The following is a 21611-nucleotide window of genomic DNA, read 5'->3' as shown; positions in this document are numbered from 1 at the left end:
CGGTTCGCGTGCCGCTCACCCAGACGAGGGACGGCCGATGACATCTCCGCGCGCGACCGCGATCTTCTCGCGGAGCACCAGCCCGGCCAGCTCGCCGACCGCGATCTCGTCGATCCTGGGGATCCGCATAGGCTCGACTCCATGTCATGGGTCACACGCGAGTCGTCGACGGTGTACGAGAACCGGTGGATCGAGGTGCGGGAGGACCAGGTCACCGGCCCCGGGGGCGACGGAATCTACGGGGTGGTGACCATGCGGCATCCGGCGGTCTTCGTGGTCGCGCTCGATGACGAGGACCGCGTCTGCCTCGTCACGCTCGAGCGCTACACGACGGGAGTCTCGATCGAGGTGCCCGCCGGAGGAAGCGATGGCGAGGATCCGCTCGTGGCCGCGCAGCGCGAGCTCGTCGAGGAGACGGGCTTCGTCGCAGAGGACTGGACGTCACTCGGAACCATGAACGCCCTGAACGGGATCGCCCACGCGCCCGAGCACGTGTTCCTCGCTCGGAGCCTGACTCCGTCTGACGATTCCACGCACACCCAGGCAGAGGAGGGCATCGACGCCGTCACCTGGGTACCGTTCGCCGACGTGCTCGGCATGATCGCCGAGGGCCGGATCACCGATGGAGAGACCGTCGCTGCGATCGCGCACGCCGGCATCCGTCTGGGCAGATTCCGCTGATCTCGTAGCGCCCTGATTCGCGGACGCCGCGCGCGGCGGGGCGCGCGCGGCGGGGCGCGCGCGGCGTTCAGGTCAGACGCGACCTCGTCGAGCGACGCCGGACGTCACCGAGCTCGGCAGCAGGCGCGCGATCGCGACGATCGCCTTGTAGCGCAGTGAGGGGACCGAGACGGCCTTGCCTCGCGCCGCATCTCGGAGCCCTTCGCGCACGACATCACGTGCGTCGAGCCACATGAACGCCGGGACGCCCTCGTGTCCTGGCGCGAGCCCCATCCGCTCATGGAAGGTCGTGTGCGTGAAGCCAGGGCAGACCGCGGTCACGCTCACTCTGTCGGGGGCGTACTCGACGTTCGCCCAGCGGCTGAAGCCGATGAGCCAGCTCTTGCAGGCCGAATACGTCGAGCGGGAGATGAATCCGGCGACGGACGCGACGTTGATGATGCGGCCACCGCGGCCTCGCATCGACCCGAGCGCCGCGTGCATGAGGCGCATCGACGCCTCGACGTGGACACGGAGGTGCCGCACCTCGTCGTCGATGTCATTGTCGGCGAACTGCAGCGGCAGGCCGAAGCCGGCGTTGTTGATCAGCAGATCGACCGGGTCGGAGGTGTCACGCAGACGGTCGGCGACGCGGTCCACATCGGCGCCCTCGGAGAGATCTGCGATGAGGACCTCGACCGCTATGCCGTATTCGCTGCGCAGTTCCGCCGCGACGCTCTCGAGAGCATCCGCCGACCGGGCCACGAGCACGAGGTCGGCGCGGCGACGGGCGAGCTGGCGGGCGAACTCGACGCCGAGCCCTGCGCTCGCTCCGGTGATCAGTGCGGTGGGCATCAGCGCTCGTACCCCAGGAAGCGGAAGCGGACTCCCGAGCGGGAGGTCTGCCACTCCCCCTCGTCGACCAGACGCCACCCGGTCTTCGACGGGGCATAGGCGTCGCCGCTGACCTCGATGTCGAGCTCGGTGACTTCGAGGCGGTCGGCATCGGCGATCACGAGTCGGAAGATCTCGGCTCCTCCGATGATCCAGACCCTCTCGTGTCCGCGCACCGCATCGGTGACGTTGGCTGCGCGCCTGACGCCGTCTTCAGTCCAGTCCTGCTGGCGCGTGATGACGATGTTCTCGCGGCCGGGGAGCGGGCGGAACCGCTCAGGCAAGGAGTCCCAGGTCTTGCGCCCCATGATCACCGGCGCGCCGAGCGTCTTCTCCTTGAAATGCGCGAGATCTTCAGGGACGCTCCACGGCATACCGCCTTCGGCGCCGATGACTCCACCCTGCGCTTCGGCCCAGATCAGGCCGACCCACGTCACACCGCCACCGCCGCCCGGATCGGGGCGTGGTGCTGGTAGTCCTCGACGATGAAGTCGTCGAAGGCGTAGTCGAAGACCGACTCCGGCTTCCGCGCGAAGCGCAGTGACGGGTACGGATACGCATCGCGACTGAGCTGCTCGCGCACCTGGTCGAGGTGGTTGTCATAGATGTGGCAGTCGCCGCCGGTCCAGACGAAGTCGCCCGGTTCGAGCCCGACCTGCTGAGCCACCATCAGCGTCAGCAGGGCGTAGGACGCGATGTTGAACGGGACGCCGAGGAAGAGATCCGCGCTGCGCTGGTAGAGCTGACACGAGAGCTTGCCGTCCGCGACGTAGAACTGGAAGAGCGCGTGGCACGGGGCGAGTGCCATGTCGGGGATGTCCGCGGGGTTCCACGCCGAGACGATCAGGCGTCGGGAGTCGGGAGCCTTGCGGATCTGCTCGATCACGTCGCTCAGCTGGTCGATGCTCTCGCCGTCGGGCGTCGGCCAGGACCGCCACTGCACGCCGTAGACGGGTCCGAGATCACCCGAGGCATCGGCCCACTCGTCCCAGATCGTCACGCCGTTGTCCTGGAGCCACTTGACGTTGGAGTCACCTCTGAGGAACCAGAGGAGCTCGTAGGCGATGGACTTGAAATGCACGCGCTTCGTCGTGATCAGCGGGAAGCCCTGCGAGAGGTCGAAGCGGATCTGCCGGCCGAAGACGCTGGTGGTCCCCGTGCCGGTGCGATCCGACTTGTGCGTGCCGGACTCCAGCACGTCGCGGAGCAGGTCTTCGTACGGCGTCGGGACGGCTGCGCTCATGTCTGCCAGACTACCCGCCCGCGAGGACCGAGAGTCCGTTCGTCACGATGCGACACATCAGCCCCGGCGTGTTCGAGTGACCCTTATTCTCGATCCATGTCGCCTGGAATCGCCCTCGCCGTGATCGGAGCGCTCCTCGTGATCGCCGCCGCCGTCGGGATCGTGCTGCGGCTCCTCGACGGGCGACGTCGAGGAGGAGGCCACCTCCGATTCGATCCCGCCGATGCGGACGCCGATCGGCTCGGCTCGCACGCCACGCTCGTGCAGTTCAGCACCGAGATGTGCGCGCGCTGCCCCCAGGTGCGCAGGATGCTGTCGAGCTACGTCGCAGATGCCGACGGCCTGCATCACCTCGAGGTCGACCTCACGCATCGACCCGATCTCTCGACACGCTACAAGGTCTTGCAGACCCCGACGACGTTCGTCGTCGACGGCTCCGGTGCCGTCCGCGCACGATTCCACGGTGTACCGCACCGCCACGCACTCACCGAAGCACTCTCCGCCGTCTGAGGCGGGAACGACTGGAGCAGTAGATGACCACTCCCGCAGGTATCGACCCCCGCGGCCCGCGCTTCGCCGCGACGATCACGACGGTGCTGTTGCTTGCCGCGACCTTCCTCGGCCTCATCGGCATCTCGACGGCGCGGTCCTTCGGCTGGTTCGCCTACCAACCGCTCGCGGCGGCGGACTTCGCCTCGGACACGTGGGCGATCGTCGCGGCATCCCCCGCCCAGCGCGCACTCGATCCCGGCTTCCTCCTCACGGTCGTGATCGCCCTGCTCTTCCTGTGGAGCGTGCTCTCCCCCGCGACAGCACCGTGGGGCGTCGTGTTCCGCCGGTTCGTGCGGCCACGACTCGCCCCGCCCACCGAGCTGGAGGATCCCCGTCCGCCGCGCTTCGCGCAGGGTGTGGGCCTCTTCGTCGTCACGATCGGACTCGTCCTGCACCTGGTCGGCGTGCCGTGGGCGCTGCCGATCGCGACGGCCGCCGCATTCATCGCCGCCTTCCTCAACGCCGCGTTCTCGTTCTGCCTCGGCTGCCAGATCTACCTGCTTCTGCAGCGTGCAGGCATCCTCGGCCGCACGCCCTCCGCGGCCTGAGCGCGGTTCCGCCCGACGCACCCGGTCGATAGGCTGGGCCCCACACGCGAGCGCACATCCCGCGGCGCGAGAACCGGAGGAATCATGCCCGTCACCAGCGAAGCCACCACCACCTGGACCGGATCCCTCACGGAGGGCTCGGGCACCGTCGCATTCTCCTCGTCGAAGCTCGGCACCTTCCCGATCAACTGGAAGGCCCGCAGCGAGGGCAGTGACACCACCACCACCCCGGAGGAGCTCATCGCCGCGGCTCACGCCTCGTGCTTCAGCATGGCCCTCTCGCACGCTCTCTCCGAGAACGGCACCCCGCCGGAGCGCGTCAACACCAGCGCGTCGGTCACCTTCAAGCCGGGAGTCGGAATCACCGGAAGCCACCTCAACGTCAACGCGGTCGTTCCCGGCCTCACGCCCGAGGCGTTCCAGACGATCGCGGCCGAGGCCAAGGTCGGCTGCCCCGTGTCTCAGGCTCTCGCCGGCATCGAGATCACACTCGAGGCCACGCTCGCCTGAGTCGGATCAACCCCTCGCGATGCGGATCGCCTCGCGGATGCTGGCGCGGGCGTCCTTGCGGCGCCCGGCCGCATCCTGCACGACACCCAAGCGGTAGCGAGCCCGCCAGTCCTCCGGCACCGCATCCGCATCCGCGGTGTACCGCTGGATCATCGGATCGGCGTCTGCACGGGCGATCCTCCCGCTGGGGGTGAGTTCGGTCTCTGCCTCCGGCATGCCGCCCTCAGCATCCAACTCGCGCCCCAGCCGGTCCGCCGCGAAGCCGAACTGCATCTCGCGCACGAGAGCCCACGCGCCGATCGGGGCGAGCACGATGAGCGCTATCCCCATTCCGATCGATACCGGGGTCCCGACGGCGAAGAACATCACAGCCAGCCACACGGCGACCGCCAGATAGACGAGAAGCGCTGCGCCCATCAGGCCCACGCCGATTCGCGACATCACGAGCGGAGGCCGATGTCGATCATGCTCTCGAGACCGACGAACACACCGGTGGCACTCGCTGCGAAGGGAACGGCGAGACGGATGCCCGGAGCGTAGGCGAGGGCGGGGTCGACGGTGTCGTGCGTGAAGGTGAGCGATTCTCCGGGCCCGGAGAGGATGACCTCCTGCTTCGCGATGACACCGGGGCGACGCAGCGAATGGATCGGCACGCTGCCGACCTGCTGTCCACGTGCGCGCTGATCGGCATGCGGGGCGCTGACCGGTCCCTGCTCGGCGCGTGCGGCTGCGATCAACTCGGCGGTGCGGACCGCCGTACCGCTCGGCGAATCGACCTTCGCCTCGTGATGCGCCTCGATGATCTCGGCGGAGCCGAAGAACGGTGCAGCCGCAGCAGCGAGAGCGGACCCGAGCACGGACCCCAGCGAGAAGTTCGGGATGAAGACGATGCCGGTGCCTGCATTCTCGACGAGCGGCCGCACGAGGGCGATGCGCTCCGACGACCAGCCGGACGTGGCCACCAGAACATTGATCCGGCGTTCGACCGCGGCCCGAACCACGTCGACACTCACCTGTGGCGTGGTCGCATCGATCACCAGCCCCGCGCCGTCCATTTCAGCGAGGTCGCTACCGGAGGTGAGCACGCGACTCACCTCGAAACCCTCGAGCTCATCGATCACCGCGTGGATGATCGAGCCGAGCTTTCCGGTGCCGCCGACGAGTGCTACCTGCGTGGTCATGCGTTCAGTCTATTTCGCAGGTGTTCGCCGCCCTCCGCGGCGGGCCGCTGACTGCCGAATCAGACCGGCATGGCGTCAGGGATTCCCGTTCTGAGCTCGACCGGGAGATGCCCGGTGTCGTTGTGGGTGAGCAGGGTCCACGGACGGCCCTGCTTCTGCGCGATGACGGTCAGACCGCAGTGTGCCTGGTTGAGGGTCATCCACCGCCACTCAGGAGCTCCGAGCACCTCGCGGACGAACCATGAGATCACGAAGTTGTGGGTGATGAGCACCTCGTGCACGTCGCCTGGCTTGCGCACGAGGAACTCGTTGACGGCATCGAACATCTGGGCGCGCCCCGCATCGAGCTCCGCCTCTGTGATCGAGCCGAAGAACGGTTCGTAGGCTGCTGGGGTCTCGTCGGTCATACCGGTCGGCACGCAGTCGAACAGCAGGGCGGTCGGCGCGGGGTCGACGGACGGGAGCCGGGCGGCGATCGCTCGCGCCGTCTCGTTCGCACGCAGCAGGGGCGAATGCCAGACCGCATCGAGAGGGAGCCCGGAGAGCCGGTCCGCGATCAGCTCTGCCTGACGCTGGCCCCGTGGCGACAGGGGTCCGTCGGCGAGACCGTGCTCGGCATCCTGATGTTCACCATGTCGGACCAGATATATGTAATGCGTCACAAACTCGCTCGCTTCATCGACAGCGCTTGCCGGGATTCACTCCACCCTATGCCAGGTCTGTGACAGAGGCGTTACGACGCTCAGTTGCCGGCGCGAGTGAGCTCAGCGACCTGTGTGCGCGAGAGGGTGACGCCCGCACCCTGCATGAGCTCGTCGACATGATCGGTCGCGAACGTGTTGACGATCGGCGCCGCGATCGTGCGCTGCGCGAGCAACCAGGCGATCGAGACGGCGGCGACCGGCACCTCGAGCTCGGTGGCCACCTGGTCGAGGGCTCGGAGGATCTTGGTACCCCGACGGTTGAGATGACCGCGGAGCTGCTCGCCGCGCACGCCTCTCGAGGTCAGTGCTTTGCTGCGATGCCGGCCGGAGAGGAACCCGTGTTCGAGGGCATGCGACGGCGTGACGGCGAGGCTCTGCGCACCCGCCACGAGTCGCAGATCGCCTTCGAACGGCTGCCGACGGATGAGATTGTACGGAGAGTCGATGACCTCGATGCGCGGATATCCGGCCGAGGCGAGGATACGCGCCTCGACGAGTCGCTCCGGTGCGAATCCGAACGCGCCGAGAGCACCGATCTTGCCCGCATCGACCATCCACTCGACGGTCGCGAGCGTGTCTTCGAGGTTCGTCGTCTTGTCGAGGGTCGCGTCGAGGTAGAGCACATCGATGCGATCGACTCCCAGACGCGTCAGCGACCCCTCGACCGCGCGCACGAGGTTGACGGAGCCGAGACCGGGGTTGTCGGCGTGCGCGCCGATGCGCACGCTGAGCACGGCGCGTTCGCGCTGTCCGCGCGTCTGCAACCACTGGCCGATGATGTGCTCGCTGCGTCCGCCCGAGAAGCCGTCGGCCGTATGGATCGCGTTGCCGCCGAATTCCACGTAGCGGTCGAGGATTCCGTGGCTCGTCTCGAGATCGACGTTCCAGCCGAACTCCGCCGCTCCGAGCATCAGGGGGAAGGTGTCGAGGCCGGTCTCGCCGAGCGGGACGCGGATGCTCTCCCCTATTCCGGGTCCGACGATCGGGATGGGAGCGGACGGGTGCTCTGCCGCGCCCTGCTGCGCGCGTTCGGGCGACGTACCTGCGCCTACGCTGAACAACCGCATATCCTCACCCCCGCGTCAGTCGGTGCGTACCGACCTGCGTCACTGCCTGTGATTGCACCCCCCGGTGCGTACTTCGAGAGTAAGCGACATCCGCGAACCAGCCGACCATTCCGGGGAACGGCGCAAGAACTTCCCATAACGGTTTGATCACGTCGGATACGACGAAGCCCGGGCCGTCCGTGAAGACAGACCCGGGCGTCGTGTCGAAGCGCTGCGATTACTCGGCTGCGGCCTCTTCAGCAGGAGCTGCGTCCGCTGCAGGAGCGTCGTCGAGCACGGGCTCGAGCGACAGCTTGCCGCGGTCGTCGATCTTCGTGATCTTCACGAGGATCTTCTGACCGACGGAGAGCACGTCGTCGACGTTCTCGACGCGCTTGCCACCGGCGAGCTTGCGCACCTCGGTGACGTGCAGCAGGCCGTCCTTGCCCGGGAGCAGCGAGACGAACGCACCGAACGTCGCGATCTTCACGACGGTTCCGAGGAACTGCTCGCCCACCTCGGGGTTGGTCGGGTTGGCGATCGCGTTGACCTGGGCGCGGGCGGCCTCGGCCGAGGGGCCGTCGGTCGCGCCGATGTAGACGGTGCCGTCCTCCTCGATGGAGATCTGCGCGCCCGTCTCGTCCTGGATCGCGTTGATCGTCTTGCCCTTCGGGCCGATCAGCTCACCGATCTTGTCGACCGGGATCTGCACGCTGATGACGCGCGGCGCGGTCGGCGCCATCTCGTCAGGAGCGTCGATCGCGGCGTTCAGAACGTTGAGGATCGTCAGACGCGCGTCGCGTGCCTGGGTCAGCGCGCCGGCGAGCACCGACGACGGGATGCCGTCGAGCTTCGTGTCGAGCTGGATCGCCGTGACGAATTCGCTGGTACCGGCGACCTTGAAGTCCATGTCGCCGAGCGCGTCCTCGGCGCCGAGGATGTCGGTGAGGGCGGCGTAGCGCGTCTCACCGTTGACCTCGTCGGAGACGAGACCCATCGCGATACCGGCGACGGCTGCGCGCAGCGGCACACCCGCGTTCAGGAGCGACAGGGTCGACGCGCAGACGGAGCCCATCGACGTCGAGCCGTTGGAGCTCAGCGCCTCGGAGACCTGGCGGATCGCGTACGGGAACTCCTCGCGGCTCGGCAGCACCGGCACGAGTGCGCGCTCGGCGAGGAAGCCGTGCCCGATCTCGCGACGCTTCGGCGAACCGACTCGGCCGGTCTCACCGGTCGAGTAAGGCGGGAAATTGTAGTGGTGCATGTAGCGCTTGCTCGTCGTGGGCGACAGCGAGTCGATCTGCTGCTCCATCTTGAGCATGTTCAGCGTGGTGATGCCCATGATCTGGGTCTCGCCGCGCTGGAAGATCGCCGAGCCGTGGACGCGCGGGATGACCTGCACCTCTGCGTCGAGAGGACGGATGTCCGCCAGACCGCGGCCGTCCATGCGCACGCTCTCCGTGAGGATGCGGCCGCGGACGATCTTCTTCGTGACGGACTTGTACGCCGCGGAGAACTCGAGCGGGGCTCCAGCGGGCAGGTTGCCGGCCTCGACCGCTTCGATGAGCTGCGCCTTGACGCGGTCCTTGACCTCGTCGTCCTTGCCCTGACGCTCCAGCTTGTCAGCGATCTGGTAGACGTTCACCAGGTCGTCGTAGGAGCGCTCGGCCACGAAGTCGTAGACCTCGCTGGAGTACGGCGGGAAGACCGGGTAGACGCCCGGCTCCTTCGCAGCGGTGGCTGCGAGCTCGGCCTGAGCCTTGACGAGCTGCGCGATGAAGGGCTTCGACGCTTCGAGACCCTGCGCGACGACGGCCTCGTCGGGCTTCGTGGCGCCGGCCTTGATCAGGTTCCAGCTGCCCTCGGTGGCCTCAGCTTCGACCATCATGATCGCGACATCTTCGGTGCCGTCGGACTTGGTGACGACACGACCGGCGACGATCAGGTCGAACACGGCCTCGCTGACCTGCTCGGCGGTCGGGAACGCGACCCACTGGTCGGCGTGCTCGCCCTGACCCGGGATGAACGCGAGGCGCACGCCGGCGACCGGGCCCGAGAACGGAAGACCCGAGATCTGCGTCGACGCGGAGGCTGCGTTGATCGCGAGAGCGTCGTAGAACTCGCCCGGAGCGATCGAGAGCACGGTGATGACGATCTGGACCTCGTTGCGCAGGCCGTCGACGAACGACGGACGCAGCGGACGGTCGATCAGACGGCAGACGAGGATCGCCTCGGTCGAGGGACGACCCTCACGACGGAAGAACGAGCCGGGGATCTTGCCTGCTGCGTACGAACGCTCTTCGACGTCGACCGTCAGCGGGAAGAAGTCGAATCCCTCACGCGGGTGCTTGCCTGCGCTCGTGGCCGAGAGGAGCATGGTCTCGCCGTCGAGGTAGGCGGCGACTGCGCCCTGAGCCTGCTGCGCGAGGCGGCCGGTCTCGAAGCGGATGGTGCGGGTGCCGAAGCGGCCGTTGTCGAGAACGGCCTCGGTGGCGGTGATTTCAGGACCTTCCAAGAGGTCTCTCCTTCTTTGTTTAGACTCGCGAATCCGTATGACGCGCGAGCGTGTTCATGAAGGAGCGGATGCAGCCGGATACGGGCGCGCGGGCAATCCCGCGAATGTCACCTGCGCTGGCCACCAGTAGAAAGCCACCCGACGACCCGCCGAGGAACCCACCACAGGGGACCAGCTCTCCGCCGATCGCTCCATGAGTCGATATGAAGTTGTGCAGCCGACAGTCGTCGACCTCGTCCAGCCTACCAGCGGCACCCCGAAAAGCCCCGCGACCGCGCCATCCGGACGTTCGGACACGCGTCGGACACGCGTCGTTCACGGATCGGATGCCGGCTCGTGAGGAGCATCCGGTGTCCTGGCACCATGCGCATGTCAGTGATCGGATGCGGGTACCTCGGTGCCGTGCACGCCGCAGCGATGGCCTCGATCGGACACCACGTCGTCGGGATCGACGTCGACGCACGGAAAGTCGCGGCGTTGGCGAGCGGCACCGCACCGTTCTTCGAGCCGCAGCTCGGTGAACTCCTGCAGGAGGGCCTCACCTCAGGACGACTGAGATTCAGCACCGAGATGTCGGATGCGAGCGGAGCGGCGATCCACTTCATCGCGGTCGGCACTCCGCAGATCGCGGGCGGGCATGCCGCAGATCTGCGGTTCGTCGACGCTGCCGTGGCCGCACTGCTCCCCCACCTGCACCCGGGAGACGTGGTGGCCGGAAAGTCGACGGTGCCCGTGGGGACGGCCGAGCGGCTGAGCGCGGCGGTCGCCGAGTCCGGCGCGACCCTCGTGTGGAACCCCGAGTTCCTCCGCGAGGGCTGGGCGGTGCACGACACGATCTCACCCGACCGCCTCGTGGTGGGTGTGACGTCCGGTGTCGACGGTGAACGTGCCGCGGATGCGCTCCGTGAGGCATATCGCCCCGCACTGGAGGCCGGCACGCCGTTCCTCGTGACGGATCTGGCGACGGCCGAGCTCGTGAAGGGTGCGGCCAACGCCTTCCTCGCCACCAAGATCTCGTTCATCAACGCGATGGCCGAGATCGCCGAGGCTTCTGGCGCCGACGTCGCGCTCCTCGCGGACGCCCTCGGGCACGACACCCGCATCGGACGACGGTATCTGGGCTCGGGCATCGGGTTCGGCGGCGGCTGTCTCCCGAAGGACATCCGCGCTTTCGCCGCCCGCGCCGAGGAGCTCGGGCGCGGAGAGGCCGTGGGGTTCCTCCGCGAGGTCGACTCGATCAACCTCCGGCGACGCGACAGAGTCGTGCAGATCGTCGTAGACGCCCTCGGGGGTCTGGTGTTCGGACGCCGCATCGCGGTGCTCGGTGCCGCGTTCAAGCCGTTCAGCGACGACATCCGCGACTCGCCCGCTCTCGACGTCGCCGTGCGGTTGCGCGGTCTGGGAGCGGACGTGGTCGTCACCGACCCGGCCGCTCTCGAGAACGCCGCGGCGGCGCACCCCCAGCTCGGCTACGCGACCGAACGCGACGACGCCCTCCGCGACGCTGACGCCGTGGTGATCGTCACGGAGTGGGATCTGTACCGCCGCGAGATGACTCCCGAGCACGCCGGGTCGCTCGTCGCAGGCCGCGTCATCGTCGACGGCCGGAACTGCCTCGATGCCGCTGCCTGGCGCGCCGCGGGCTGGGCCTACCACGGCATGGGACGCCGCTGATCGAGCAGGGTCGCGCGATCGGGCGCTTCGCCGACCCGACCGCCTGAGCCTTCTGGCGCGTTCGCCCGGGTCGCGTCAGCTCACCCGCACCCCGCTGCGCGAGGTCGACCGCCCCAGGTACACGTAGTCGTCGTGCTTCGCGCTGCGCCCGTCGCCGGCCGCGCGGCCGTGAAGGCGACGCCACACCCACGGCAGTGCGTGTCTCCGCCACCACAGGCCCGCACCGATCGGCTCGTTCTCGTGCAGCGACGCGTCGAGAGCGCCGAGCGCGTCCGCGTGCGGGACGGCCAGCATCTCGCCCGCTCGGTACGCGAGGAAGCGGTGACCGCGACTGCTGAGATGCACGAGGTCCTCGCCCCAGTTCGATCGGTCGGGAAGGGAGGGATGCAGATCGGTGTCGATCAGGATCGCCCCGGTGCGGGCGGCGATGCCGGCGAGCGCCGTCGCGAACGCAGCGAATCGGCGGGAGTAGATCCCCGCCGCCCGCCGGCGAGGGAGGAACGGCGTGACCAGCACGACATCGGCTCCGATGCCGCGGAGTCGCCGCACCGCGCCCTCGACCTCTGCGGCGAGCGCGGGCACGTCGGCGGTGGGCTTCACCAGGTCGTTCGCCCCGATGAGGACTGACACGAGATCCGGTTCGAGTTCGAGGGCGCGCGGGAGCTGGATCTCGCAGACGTCCCGGACCCGCTTCGATCTGATCGCGAGGTTCGCGTAGTGCAGTCCACCGCGAGCGGCGAGCAGCAGTGCGAGGCGGTCCGCCCAACCGCGCAGGGCTCCGTCCGGCGCCGGGTCGCACAGCCCTTCGGTGAGGGAGTCGCCCATCGCCACGTAGCGGTGCCAGCGACGAGGATCGACGGGAGCAGCGATCTCAGGGCGGGTCAGGCGACGCGCGCGGAGCCCCGAGTCCACGGCGCGCAGCGTCCGTGCCTCGTCGAAATGGCCGAGCAGTTGGTCGCACACGCTCGACCAGCTGCGCCCCTGCACCGCCTGGTGTCCTGCCTCGCCGAAGGCCCTGCGCTTGCGACCGTCTCCGGCGAGGTCGGCGACCCTCATCCGCAGATCCGCCAGGTCTCCGGGTCGGTACAGCCATCCGTCGATCCCCATCCGCACCAGATCCAGCGGACCACCACGTCCGGTGGCTACGACGGGGACCCCGCTCGCGTGCGCCTCCTGCAGGGTCTGACCGAACGTCTCGCTCTCCCCCGGGTGCACGAACACGTCGAACGATGCGGTCGCCGCGGCGAGCGCGTCTCCCTCGAGATGGCCGAGGAAGAGCGCGTGGGGCATCAGGGCGGTCAGCTTCATGCGGCTGGGCCCGTCCCCGACGATCACGAGTCTTGCTCCGGGGATGCTCTGCAGCATCGCGAGGTCCTCGACCTGCTTCTCGGGCGCGAGGCGGCCGACGTATCCGATCACGACGTCACCGCCCCACTCCGCTCGCAGCGTCTCGCTGCGTCGGGAGGGCTGGAACCGTTCGGCGTCCACTCCTCTGCCCCACCGACGCACCCGATCGACTCCGAGAGAGGCGAGGCGCTGCGCGGAGTCGGCCGACGGTGCGAGCGACAGGGTCGAGCGACGGTGGAGCCGGGCGATGTGCGCATGCGCGACACCGGTCGTCACCGGTACCCGGTATCTCTCGGTGTACGCGGCGACATCGGTCTGGTACGCCGCGACCGCGGCGACGTCGAGACGCTCTGCGGCGAGCGCTCCCCGCCAGCCCAGTGCGAAGGGCGAGGCGAGGTGCACGACGTCGGGCTGGAAGCGACGAAGGGATGCGGCGACGCGGTGCGCCGACGAGGTCCCCACCCGCACGTTGCGGTACCCGGGGAGGGCGACGCTCGGTATGGGCTCGATGACGGCACCGTCGACCTCGGTGGGCATGCCGACGGCATCCGGCGCGATCACATGCGCCTCGTGGCCCGTGCGCTCGAGGTGCTTCAGGATCTGCAGGACGGATCCGGTGACACCGTTCATGTGCGGAAGGAAGGACTCTGTCACGATCGCGACTCTCACATGCCCAGGATGCCGTCGACGACGGGTGTCGACTGCGCGAAACCCCTCAGCGCACCAGAAGTTCACCGGATGCTGGATCGCGCGTCACCGGCTATCCGGTCGTTGGTTCCCGTTCACCTGCGCCGAGCACTCTGGAGCCGTGTCTGATCTGCTCGCCGGCCCCTGGGCCCTCGCCGTCATGAGCCTCCTGGTCCTCGGTGACTCGTTCTTCGTCGTCGTACCAGGGGAGATCGCGGTCACCGCTCTCGCGGCGATCTCTCAGTCATCGGGGGCGCCACCCCTGTGGGCGGTGATCGTCTGCGCGGGGGTCGCGGCCGCCGTGGGAGACACCGCCTGCTATCTGATCGGTCGCACGGTCGGGACGGAACGGTGGCGGTGGATGCGGGTGCCTCGCGTGCGTCAGGCGCTCGGCTGGGCAGGGCGACGACTCGACGGCGGAACGGCCACCGTGCTGTTCACCGCCCGCTTCGTTCCTTTCGCACGCCTGGCCATCAACCTCGTCGCCGGCGCCTCGCGCATACCTCCCGGCCGGTATCTGTGTCTGGTGGGTGTGGCAGCCTTCGGGTGGGCGGCCTATCAGGCGTCCGTAGGCGCCGTCGTCGCCGCTGTCGTCCCCGGTGGCCCTGTGGTGGCCGTCGTCGTGTCCGTGGCGGTGGCGCTCGCTCTCGGTGCGGTGATCGACCTCGTCTCCCGCCGGGCACGGAGGTAATCTCCCCACCCGTCAGAGGCGTGCTCTAGGCTGGCGAACATGAGCACCGAAGAAGGCGCCTCCTCCAGCGAGGACATGAAGCGCAAGTTCAAGGAAGCGCTCGAGAAGAAGAACGCGCACCACAGGCAGGGCGAGGCCCACCTGGACGGCGACTCCGCCGTCCACGGCGCGGCAGCTCCGCAGACGCGGCGCGAGTTCCGACGCAAGAGCGGTTGACCACACGGATGCGGGAGCCGGCGACTGCCGACTCCCGCATCCTTCTTCTTCCCGGCCCGAGGCTCAGTTCTGTGCGGCGCGGAGACGCGCCCGCTCCTCTTTCGCCGCCATCTCGTCGAGGGCGGAGTCCTTGAGGCCCTGGACGTCGACGGCCTTCCGCTCATCAGCCATCCCGTGCTCGTCGATCCCATCGAGCTGCGACTCCTCGAACGGAAGCGCGCCGCTCAGCACCTGCTGCACCCGGTCACGATCGATCTGACGGGTCCAGGTGCCGATCAACAGCGTGGCGACCGCGTTGCCGGTGAAGTTGGTGAGCGCGCGCCCCTCCGACATGAACCGGTCGATGCCGACGATCACTCCGACGCCGTCGACGAGATCGGGACGGTAGGCCTGCAGCCCACCGGCAAGCGTCGCGAGGCCTGCGCCTGTGACACCGGCGGCTCCCTTGCTGGCGATGATCATGAAGACCAGCAGTCCGATCTGCTCTCCGATCGTCATCGGCTGCCCCATGCCCGTCGCGATGAACAGCGACGCCATCGTCAGGTAGATCGCCGTGCCGTCGAGGTTGAACGAGTACCCCGTGGGAACCGTGATCCCGACGACCGGCTTCGAGACTCCGATGTGCTCCATCTTCGCGATCAGGCGCGGGAGCGCGGACTCCGACGACGAGGTGCCGACGATGAGCAGGTACTCACGTGCCAGGTACTTCACGAGGCTGAAGATGTTCACCCGGGTGACGGCGAAGAGCAGCGTACCGAGTACCACGACGATGAACAGGAAGCAGGTGATGTAGAACGCGATCATGAGCACACCGAGGCTCCAGATCGCGGCGATGCCCGTCTTGCCGACCACCGCAGCGATCGCTCCGAACGCGCCGAGGGGGGCGAGCCACAGGATCATGCCGAGGATGCGGAACACCAGCTTCTGGAGGTTCTTGACCGCGTCCATGATCGGGGCGCCCTTATCGCCGAGCCCCTGCAACGCGAAGCCCACGAGCAGGGCGATGAACAGCACCTGCAGGACGCTCTCACCCGTGAACGCCGAGAAGAAGGTCGTCGGGATGATCCCGAGGATGAACTCGGTGGTGGTCTTCGCCTCGGTCTCGGTCGCGTCGTAGCTCGAGTTCGCCATGTCGAGGCCTGCACCGGGGTGGATGATGTTGCCGACGACCAGTCCGATCGCGAGCGCGAACGTGGACATGACCATGAAGTAGAGCAGCGCCAGACCACCGATCTTCCCGACGGTGGCCGCCTTCGCGATGGACCCGACGCCGACGACGATCGTGCAGAAGATGATCGGCGCGATCATCATCTTGATCAACGACACGAAGCCCTTGCCGATCGGCTCCAGGCTCTGGCCCACCTCCGGCCAGATCAGGCCGACCGCCGCGCCGAGCACGACGGCGATGATCACCGACACGTACAACCAGGTGTGCCGGTCCCAGGCCTGCTTTCCCCGCCGCCAGTGGAAACCGGGAAGCGAGAACCCTGTGGTGATGGCCATGTTTTCCTCCTTGATCATGAACGTCTTCGTCTCATGCCCGCTGGCGCCCTCGCCTTCGGTAAGCTCACCGTCGCGGACTTCCCCCGACAGCACCATTTGTGGTCGTATTGGTCACCACCGATATCCCGGACTCCGCGATCACCGACGATCGGAAGGACGCGATGGCACACGCGCGCGACACGAGGAGCACGGCTTCCCGGGTCTTCCTGGTACTCCTGGCAGCCGCAGTCGTGGTGGGAGCACTGGTGGCCGTCTTCCTGGTGGTGGATGCGCAGCGCGCCACCCATGCGGAAGCGGAGCGGGTCACGGCGGCGACAGCGGTGACGATCGCCTCGTCCCCCCTCGTCGTCGAAGCTCTCGCGACGGAGGACCAGGCGGACGCGACCCGCACGCTCGAGCCCTACGCTCTCGATGTCATCGCGGACGCCGATCTCGACTTCGTGACGATCATGACGGCCGAGGGCACGCGCCTCACACACCCCGACATCGACCAGATCGGTGGCGAGTACCTCGGCACCATCCCCGACTCGACACGCACACTCACCGAGGTCTTCACCGGCACCCTGGGGCCGTCGGTGCGAACCATCGTGCCGGTGGTCGCCTCCGGCGGCGAACTGCTCGGCTGGGTGTCATCCGGCGTGACCATCGAATCCATCTCCGAGACCCTCGTGCGCCGGCTGCCGCTCTCGATCGGCATCACCGTCGGGCTCGTGGCCCTCGGCGCTCTCGGCGCGTGGATCGCTCGTCGGTTCACACGCGGTATCGCGGGAGACCTGCCACCGGGTCAGGTGCGAGACGCCGTGTCGTCATACGAATCCCTGCGCACCCTGGGCGATGCGTTGCGCGCTCAGACGCACGAGCACGGCAACCGCATGCACACGGCGGTCGCGCTTCTCGAGCTCGGCCGCAGCCAGGAGGCGATCGAGATCCTGACCGAGACCTCGCGCCAGAGTCAGTCGCTCGTCGATCAGGTCACCGCGCGCCAGGCAGGCGACCCCGCCGTCGGTGCGCTGCTTCTCGGCAAGGCGTCGCAGGCCAAGGAGCGCGGGATCGACTGGCGGGTGAGCATCGACCCGGACACTCCAGCGTCCCCGCTCTCCCCCGTCGACAGCGTCGCCGTGCTCGGCAACCTGATCGACAACGCCATGGATGCCGCCGCCACCGGCACCGAGCGCTGGGTGGAGGTCTCGCTGCGCCCCTCGGAGGACGGCGGAATCATTCTCGACGTGTCAGACGGCGGTGACGGCATACCCTCCGAGCTGCGCGAGCGTGTGTTCACCCAGGGCTTCTCGACCAAGCCCGCAGACGCCCAAGGGCGCGGAGTCGGGCTCGCCCTCGTCCGCGCGGTGGTGGCCGGGGTGGGCGGCACCGTGGAGCTCTCCGCTCATCCGACCACTTTCACCGTCATCCTTCCGCCGGTGAGAGGACGCAGGAGCCCATGATCCGCACGCTGATCGTCGATGACGACGCTCTGACACTCGAGCTCCACCGCTCGTACCTCGAGAGGATCGACGGGTTCATCGTGGGCGGGGAGTGCACCGGCGCTCGGGCCGCGCTCGCTGCCGTACTCGAGCAGCCGCACGACGAGCCGTTCGACCTGGTCCTCCTCGACATAACGATGCCCGACGGCTCGGGCATCGATGTGCTCCGTGGGCTCCGTGCCCGATCCGCGGCCGTGGACGTGATCGCGATCACCGGCGTGCGCGACGCGGACACCGTCCGGCAGATGGCAGCTCTGGGCGTCTACCAGTACCTCGTCAAACCGTTCCCCTTCGCGGTGTTCCAGGAGCGCCTCACCTCGTATCGCATCCATCGCGAGCAGGCGCGGTCGACGGCCGGGGAGGCGACCCAGGCGGAGATCGACGCGCTTCTCGGACGCACGACCGGGACGATTCCGATTCCCAAGGGACTGTCGGCCGCGACGCTGCAGAAGGTGACCGCAGAACTGCGCTCCACCGGCACCGCCGTGTCGGCGAGCGAGGCGGCATCGCGGCTCGGTATGTCACGCGTCTCCGCGCGGAGGTATCTGGAGCATCTGACCGACTCGGGCATCATCACCCGCAGCGCCCGTTACGGAGCACGTGGGCGACCCGAGACGGAGTACCGCTGGACCCGACGCGTCGACGGAGCCGACTGACGCCCGCGCGGCCCCCCGTGTCCGTCCCGATCTTTCGCACGACGCGGATCCTCTCCGCAGGATGGGGCGCGGTGTCAGCGCGGAATCAGCCCGGTCTCAGCGCGGGAGCCGACCCTCGTGAATGAGCGAGTCCGGGTCGGCGGCGGCCCTGATGGCGCGCAGGCGATCGACCGCCCCCGGACCACCGCACCGCTCGACAGTCTCGCCCGGCCCGAGGAACGTCGGGACCGTGTGCGGAGCGACCGCGTGCGCCAGCACCTCCCGGAAGCCCGCCATGCTCGCATCGCCCGGGTCGCTCGGCGCCCCGGGGAAGACGGGCACCAGCGCGTGGAGCAGCCAGCCGACGCCCTGAAGCGTCGCGAACCCCGCGCGTCGAGGTTCGTTCAGCGCGCCACCGAGCATCCGGATGTCGATGCCCATGATCGGCCACTGCTCCGGCAGCTCGCGGAACCGGAAGAGATCGTCGATCGTCGCGTCATCGAGCGACGACAGCGCAGCAGACACGCCCTTGCCCGGCGTCGGCTCGGTCGGTTCGCCACTCGACGCCGCGACGGTCTTCGGAGATGTGGCCCCCGACACCTCACGACGGACCGTGCCCGCTCGCCGCACCTGCTCGATCAGCTCATCGGCGGCTCCGACCGTGGACAGCGCCTGCACGGTGAGGAAGCTGCGCCCACGGATCTCCTCGGGAAGCTGCGGAGCGTCGGGCATGCGCATCGAGTTCACGAACACGTTGAGTGATGCCGGGGCCCCTGCGGACAGATCGCGGACGGCCCGCATCACCGACCCCGCGTCCGCAGCGTCGAAAGTGAGCTCGGTTCCCCAGAGCGTCGGTGCGGGAACCAGGTCGATCTCGAGGGACGTCACGATTCCGACGACGCCTCCTGCTCCGCGAAGCGCCCACATCATCTCGGGGTCGCTCTCATCGTCGACCCGCTCGTGGGTCCCGTCGCTTCGCAGCACCCACGCGGCCCTGAGGTTGTCTGACCCGAGTCCCGCCGTGCGACTGAACCAGGAATGGCCGCCGCCCAGGGTGTATCCCGCGACGGCGACGACCGGGCTCGTGCCCGCAGGAGCCACCCAACCTGTTCCTTCGAGCGCCTCGACGACGGCGCCCCAACGGACGCCGCTGCCGACACGGACCACGCCGGAGCCGAGGTCGACCGACAACTCGTCGAATGCGTCCATGCGTACGATGACGGCGCCGGCCAGGTCTCCGCCTGCGCCGTGCCCGGTGGGTTGCACCGCGAGCGTCACGCCCCCGTCGCGAGCGGCGTCGAGCAGAGCGCGCAGATCGCGCAGATCGGCCGGTGCGGCCACGCCCGCCGGATGCTGTTCGATCGCCAGGTTCCACGGACGGCGCGCCGCATCGAAGGAATCATCACCGGGGAGGATGAGGGCGCCGCGCAGGGCATGCCGCGCGGGTTCGAGCACAGAGCGAAGGGCCATGAGGTCACCGTACGACGCCCTTCGGACATCGTCTACGGCCTCATGGCCCTGCGCTCTTTCCCGGTCGAGCCGGGGATCGGTCATTCTCCGGCGAGACCACCGAGCATGTGACCGAACGATCGTCCTTCACCGAGGTACGTGGCCGGATCGTACGGATCGGCGACCGCGGTCGTCTCGCGCCGCGCGATGGCCTCGGCGAGCTCTCGTGCGCCCTTCTCGACCCGCTTCGCCAGCGGCGCGACGTCGTCTCCGGCCCCACCCCAGTCGCTGGACGCCGCGAACACGCCCGTGGAGACGGCCTCGGCGTGCAGGTACGCGAACAACGGGCGGATCGCATAGTCGATGGCCAGCGAGTGCCTCGCCGTGCCGGCGTTGGCTCCGATCAGCACCGGCTTGCCGGTGAGCGCGTCGGGGTCGAGCACGTCGATGAACGACTTGAACAGTCCGTTGTAGCTGGTCGAGAAGATCGGGGTGACGGCGATCAGGGCGTCCGCCGACACGACCGTGTTGATGGCGGTCTCCAGCGCGGGCGGAGCGAATCCCGTCAGCAGGTTGTTCGTGATGTCATGCGCGTAATCGCGCAGCTCGATCACGTCGACGCTGGCGTCGATGTCGTGCCCGGCGAGCGCCTTCACGGTCTCAGCCGCAAGACGATCCGCGAGCATCCGCGTCGACGACGGGTTCGAGAGCCCCGCAGAGACGACGGCGATCCGGCGAGTGGCCATCTCAGGCCTCCTTCCGGCTGAGCCCGAAGGCGGCACCGGCCGGAGCCGGGGTGTCCTGGTAGGGAGAGTCGCCCGTCAGGTTGTCGCCGCGGTTCGCGCCGGGGCGTGCCTGACGCGTGGGACCGTCGCCGAACTCGGCCTTCACCCGCGACGCGTGGGTCGGGGCATCCGGCACGCTCGCCGGGCGATCCTTCGCGAGCTCCTTGCGGAGCACCGGCACGACCTCGGAGCCCAGGATGTCGAGCTGCTCGAGTACCGTCTTCAGGGGAAGGCCCGCGTGGTCGATCAGGAACAGCTGGCGCTGGTAGTCGCCGTAGTGCTCGCGCATCGCGGCGTAGCGGTCGATGACCTGCTGAGGTGAGCCCACCGTGAGCGGGGTCATCTCGGTGAAGTCCTCCATGCTCGGACCGTGTCCGTAGACCGGGGCGTTGTCGAAGTACGGGCGGAACTGGTTCACGGCGTCCTGCGACTTCGCCGCCATGAACACCTGACCGCCGAGACCGACGATGGCCTGCTCCGGCGTGCCGTGTCCGTAGTGCGCGTAGCGCTGCCGGTAGAGCTCGATCAGGCGCTGGTAGTGCTCCTTGGGCCAGAAGATGTTGTTCGCGAAGAAGCCGTCGCCGTAGTAAGCGGCCTGCTCGGCGATCTCCGGCGTACGGATCGATCCGTGCCAGACGAACGGAGCGACGCCGTCGAGCGGGCGGGGAGTCGAGGTGAAGCCCTGCAGCGGGGTGCGGAACTTGCCCTCCCAGTCGACGACGTCCTCACGCCACAGCTTGTGCAGCAGCGCGTAGTTCTCGATCGCGAGCGGAAGCCCCTGACGGATGTCCTGCCCGAACCAGGGGTAGACCGGCCCGGTGTTGCCGCGGCCGAGCATGAGGTCCATACGTCCGTCCGAGACGTGCTGCAGCATCGCGTACTCCTCGGCGATGCGCACGGGGTCGTTCGTGGTGATGAGCGTCGTCGAGGTCGAAACGATGAGTCGCTCGGTCTGGGCGGCGAGCGCCGCGAGGAACGTCGTGGGGCTCGAGGACCAGAACGGAGGGTTGTGGTGCTCGCCGATCGCGAAGACGTCGAGGCCGACCTCTTCGCTGTGCTTGGCGATCGCCAGGGTCGCCTTGATCCGCTCCTGCTCACTCGGCGTGACGCCGGTGGTGGGGTCGCGGGTGATGTCGCTGACCGACATGATGCCGAACTGCACCGGGACGCCTGCCTGCTCACTCATGATTGCTCCGTCTTCTCCGAACCGATGCCCTGCATCCGGTTCTATTCATTTGAATGTATCTGAGTCAACGCGATGCGAGCAACTTTATTCCCCGAGTAGCCTCG

22 protein-coding genes are annotated in these 21611 nt (G+C 68.3%); 9 read left to right on the top strand and 13 right to left on the bottom strand.

Annotation, left to right across the window (positions count from 1 at the left end):
• Positions 1-141: 141 nt before the first annotated feature.
• Complete coding sequence (locus tag RQG77_RS03010; protein WP_311243366.1) at positions 142-681, top strand: NUDIX hydrolase; 540 nt, start codon at positions 142-144, stop codon at positions 679-681.
• 72 nt (positions 682-753) lie between these two features.
• Here RQG77_RS03010 and RQG77_RS03005 read toward each other — a convergent pair whose 3' ends face one another.
• Genes RQG77_RS03005 through RQG77_RS02995 form a run of 3 tightly spaced genes read right to left on the bottom strand, consistent with a single transcriptional unit; the run spans position 754 to position 2797 of the window.
• Complete coding sequence (locus RQG77_RS03005; protein WP_311243365.1) at positions 754-1515, bottom strand: SDR family oxidoreductase; 762 nt, start codon at positions 1513-1515, stop codon at positions 754-756.
• A complete protein-coding gene (locus RQG77_RS03000) occupies positions 1515-1991 on the bottom strand; it encodes a dihydrofolate reductase (RefSeq protein ID WP_311243364.1) in 477 nt (158 codons plus the stop codon). The genes RQG77_RS03005 and RQG77_RS03000 overlap by 1 nt, the downstream gene beginning before the upstream one ends.
• Positions 1988-2797 (bottom strand): thymidylate synthase, encoded by an 810-nt coding sequence (locus tag RQG77_RS02995; RefSeq protein WP_311243363.1) that lies wholly within the window; start codon positions 2795-2797, stop codon positions 1988-1990. Before RQG77_RS02995 ends, RQG77_RS03000 begins: the two co-directional genes overlap by 4 nt.
• Positions 2798-2893: 96 nt before the next feature.
• Between RQG77_RS02995 and RQG77_RS02990 the strand changes: the two genes are divergently transcribed.
• The 3 genes from RQG77_RS02990 (at position 2894) to RQG77_RS02980 (ending at position 4407) form a co-directional block, all read left to right on the top strand.
• Positions 2894-3307 carry a thioredoxin family protein gene (locus RQG77_RS02990; protein ID WP_311243362.1) on the top strand — a complete coding sequence of 138 codons (414 nt, stop codon included), beginning with the start codon at positions 2894-2896 and terminating at the stop codon, positions 3305-3307.
• A gap of 23 nt (positions 3308-3330) precedes the next feature.
• Positions 3331-3897: a DUF4395 domain-containing protein gene (locus tag RQG77_RS02985; RefSeq protein ID WP_311243361.1), complete on the top strand. Its 567-nt coding sequence runs from the start codon at positions 3331-3333 to the stop codon at positions 3895-3897.
• Positions 3898-3981: 84 nt separating this feature from the next.
• A complete protein-coding gene (locus RQG77_RS02980; RefSeq protein WP_311243360.1) occupies positions 3982-4407 on the top strand; it encodes an OsmC family peroxiredoxin in 426 nt (141 codons plus the stop codon).
• Between the two features lie 6 nt (positions 4408-4413).
• On the opposite strand, the gene RQG77_RS02975 is transcribed toward RQG77_RS02980, so the two are convergent.
• The 5 genes from RQG77_RS02975 to RQG77_RS02955 form a co-directional block, all read right to left on the bottom strand.
• Positions 4414-4848, bottom strand: a complete 435-nt coding sequence (locus RQG77_RS02975) for a hypothetical protein (RefSeq protein WP_311243469.1) — start codon at positions 4846-4848, stop codon at positions 4414-4416.
• The gene (gene dapB / locus RQG77_RS02970; RefSeq protein ID WP_311243359.1) at positions 4848-5588 is read right to left on the bottom strand and encodes a 4-hydroxy-tetrahydrodipicolinate reductase; all 741 of its coding nucleotides are present in this window, start codon (positions 5586-5588) and stop codon (positions 4848-4850) included. The genes RQG77_RS02975 and dapB overlap by 1 nt, the downstream gene beginning before the upstream one ends.
• Before the next feature lie 59 nt (positions 5589-5647).
• Positions 5648-6250 carry a histidine phosphatase family protein gene (locus RQG77_RS02965; protein WP_311243358.1) on the bottom strand — a complete coding sequence of 201 codons (603 nt, stop codon included), beginning with the start codon at positions 6248-6250 and terminating at the stop codon, positions 5648-5650.
• Between the two features lie 80 nt (positions 6251-6330).
• Positions 6331-7359: an aldo/keto reductase gene (locus RQG77_RS02960; RefSeq protein WP_311243357.1), complete on the bottom strand. Its 1029-nt coding sequence runs from the start codon at positions 7357-7359 to the stop codon at positions 6331-6333.
• Positions 7360-7576: 217 nt separating this feature from the next.
• Positions 7577-9853, bottom strand: a complete 2277-nt coding sequence (locus RQG77_RS02955) for a polyribonucleotide nucleotidyltransferase (protein ID WP_056308135.1) — start codon at positions 9851-9853, stop codon at positions 7577-7579.
• Positions 9854-10216: 363 nt separating this feature from the next.
• Between RQG77_RS02955 and RQG77_RS02950 the strand changes: the two genes are divergently transcribed.
• A complete protein-coding gene (locus RQG77_RS02950) occupies positions 10217-11527 on the top strand; it encodes a UDP-glucose/GDP-mannose dehydrogenase family protein (RefSeq protein WP_311243356.1) in 1311 nt (436 codons plus the stop codon).
• Between the two features lie 75 nt (positions 11528-11602).
• Here the strand turns inward: RQG77_RS02950 and RQG77_RS02945 are convergent, their stop codons facing one another.
• Entirely contained in the window at positions 11603-13528 is a 1926-nt protein-coding gene (locus RQG77_RS02945) for a GDSL-type esterase/lipase family protein (protein WP_311243355.1), read from the bottom strand.
• A 154-nt stretch (positions 13529-13682) separates the two neighbouring features.
• Between RQG77_RS02945 and RQG77_RS02940 the strand changes: the two genes are divergently transcribed.
• The gene (locus RQG77_RS02940; RefSeq protein WP_311243354.1) at positions 13683-14252 is read left to right on the top strand and encodes a VTT domain-containing protein; all 570 of its coding nucleotides are present in this window, start codon (positions 13683-13685) and stop codon (positions 14250-14252) included.
• 39 nt (positions 14253-14291) lie between these two features.
• Positions 14292-14468 carry a DUF5302 domain-containing protein gene (locus tag RQG77_RS02935; RefSeq protein ID WP_311243353.1) on the top strand — a complete coding sequence of 59 codons (177 nt, stop codon included), beginning with the start codon at positions 14292-14294 and terminating at the stop codon, positions 14466-14468.
• Between the two features lie 63 nt (positions 14469-14531).
• Here the strand turns inward: RQG77_RS02935 and RQG77_RS02930 are convergent, their stop codons facing one another.
• Positions 14532-15971, bottom strand: coding sequence for a cation:dicarboxylate symporter family transporter (locus RQG77_RS02930; protein WP_311243352.1), 1440 nt, complete (start codon positions 15969-15971; stop codon positions 14532-14534).
• A gap of 107 nt (positions 15972-16078) precedes the next feature.
• Between RQG77_RS02930 and RQG77_RS02925 the strand changes: the two genes are divergently transcribed.
• On the top strand, positions 16079-17413 hold the full coding sequence (locus RQG77_RS02925; protein WP_311243351.1) for an ATP-binding protein: 1335 nt from the start codon (positions 16079-16081) through the stop codon (positions 17411-17413).
• Complete coding sequence (locus tag RQG77_RS02920) at positions 17410-18108, top strand: response regulator (RefSeq protein WP_311243350.1); 699 nt, start codon at positions 17410-17412, stop codon at positions 18106-18108. Before RQG77_RS02925 ends, RQG77_RS02920 begins: the two co-directional genes overlap by 4 nt.
• A gap of 96 nt (positions 18109-18204) precedes the next feature.
• Here RQG77_RS02920 and RQG77_RS02915 read toward each other — a convergent pair whose 3' ends face one another.
• The 3 genes from RQG77_RS02915 to RQG77_RS02905 all read right to left on the bottom strand — a co-directional run bounded on the left by RQG77_RS02915 (position 18205) and on the right by RQG77_RS02905 (position 21507).
• Positions 18205-19557 carry an FAD-binding oxidoreductase gene (locus RQG77_RS02915; RefSeq protein WP_311243349.1) on the bottom strand — a complete coding sequence of 451 codons (1353 nt, stop codon included), beginning with the start codon at positions 19555-19557 and terminating at the stop codon, positions 18205-18207.
• A gap of 80 nt (positions 19558-19637) precedes the next feature.
• Positions 19638-20282, bottom strand: coding sequence for an FMN reductase (locus RQG77_RS02910; protein ID WP_056509413.1), 645 nt, complete (start codon positions 20280-20282; stop codon positions 19638-19640).
• A gap of 1 nt (position 20283) precedes the next feature.
• The gene (locus RQG77_RS02905) at positions 20284-21507 is read right to left on the bottom strand and encodes an LLM class flavin-dependent oxidoreductase (RefSeq protein ID WP_056308149.1); all 1224 of its coding nucleotides are present in this window, start codon (positions 21505-21507) and stop codon (positions 20284-20286) included.
• Positions 21508-21611: the final 104 nt, after the last annotated feature.

It is taken from the genome of Microbacterium sp. WCS2018Hpa-23 (genome assembly GCF_031843845.1).
Classification (GTDB): Bacteria; Actinomycetota; Actinomycetes; order Actinomycetales; family Microbacteriaceae; genus Microbacterium.
This window is presented reverse-complemented; position numbering and strand designations above follow the sequence as displayed.

What these genes read in the sequence shown, in the direction of transcription:
- RQG77_RS03010 (WP_311243366.1), top strand. Translation starts at nt 142, where the DNA reads ATGTCATGGGTCACACGCGAGTCGTCGACGGTGTACGAGAACCGGTGG.
- RQG77_RS03005 (WP_311243365.1), bottom strand. Translation starts at nt 1,515, where the DNA reads ATGCCCACCGCACTGATCACCGGAGCGAGCGCAGGGCTCGGCGTCGAG.
- RQG77_RS02995 (WP_311243363.1), bottom strand. Translation starts at nt 2,797, where the DNA reads ATGAGCGCAGCCGTCCCGACGCCGTACGAAGACCTGCTCCGCGACGTG.
- RQG77_RS02990 (WP_311243362.1), top strand. Translation starts at nt 2,894, where the DNA reads ATGTCGCCTGGAATCGCCCTCGCCGTGATCGGAGCGCTCCTCGTGATC.
- RQG77_RS02985 (WP_311243361.1), top strand. Translation starts at nt 3,331, where the DNA reads ATGACCACTCCCGCAGGTATCGACCCCCGCGGCCCGCGCTTCGCCGCG.
- RQG77_RS02980 (WP_311243360.1), top strand. Translation starts at nt 3,982, where the DNA reads ATGCCCGTCACCAGCGAAGCCACCACCACCTGGACCGGATCCCTCACG.
- RQG77_RS02975 (WP_311243469.1), bottom strand. Translation starts at nt 4,848, where the DNA reads ATGTCGCGAATCGGCGTGGGCCTGATGGGCGCAGCGCTTCTCGTCTAT.
- dapB (WP_311243359.1), bottom strand. Translation starts at nt 5,588, where the DNA reads ATGACCACGCAGGTAGCACTCGTCGGCGGCACCGGAAAGCTCGGCTCG.
- RQG77_RS02960 (WP_311243357.1), bottom strand. Translation starts at nt 7,359, where the DNA reads ATGCGGTTGTTCAGCGTAGGCGCAGGTACGTCGCCCGAACGCGCGCAG.
- RQG77_RS02950 (WP_311243356.1), top strand. Translation starts at nt 10,217, where the DNA reads ATGCGCATGTCAGTGATCGGATGCGGGTACCTCGGTGCCGTGCACGCC.
- RQG77_RS02935 (WP_311243353.1), top strand. Translation starts at nt 14,292, where the DNA reads ATGAGCACCGAAGAAGGCGCCTCCTCCAGCGAGGACATGAAGCGCAAG.
- RQG77_RS02930 (WP_311243352.1), bottom strand. Translation starts at nt 15,971, where the DNA reads ATGGCCATCACCACAGGGTTCTCGCTTCCCGGTTTCCACTGGCGGCGG.
- RQG77_RS02920 (WP_311243350.1), top strand. Translation starts at nt 17,410, where the DNA reads ATGATCCGCACGCTGATCGTCGATGACGACGCTCTGACACTCGAGCTC.
- RQG77_RS02915 (WP_311243349.1), bottom strand. Translation starts at nt 19,557, where the DNA reads ATGGCCCTTCGCTCTGTGCTCGAACCCGCGCGGCATGCCCTGCGCGGC.
- RQG77_RS02910 (WP_056509413.1), bottom strand. Translation starts at nt 20,282, where the DNA reads ATGGCCACTCGCCGGATCGCCGTCGTCTCTGCGGGGCTCTCGAACCCG.
- RQG77_RS02905 (WP_056308149.1), bottom strand. Translation starts at nt 21,507, where the DNA reads ATGAGTGAGCAGGCAGGCGTCCCGGTGCAGTTCGGCATCATGTCGGTC.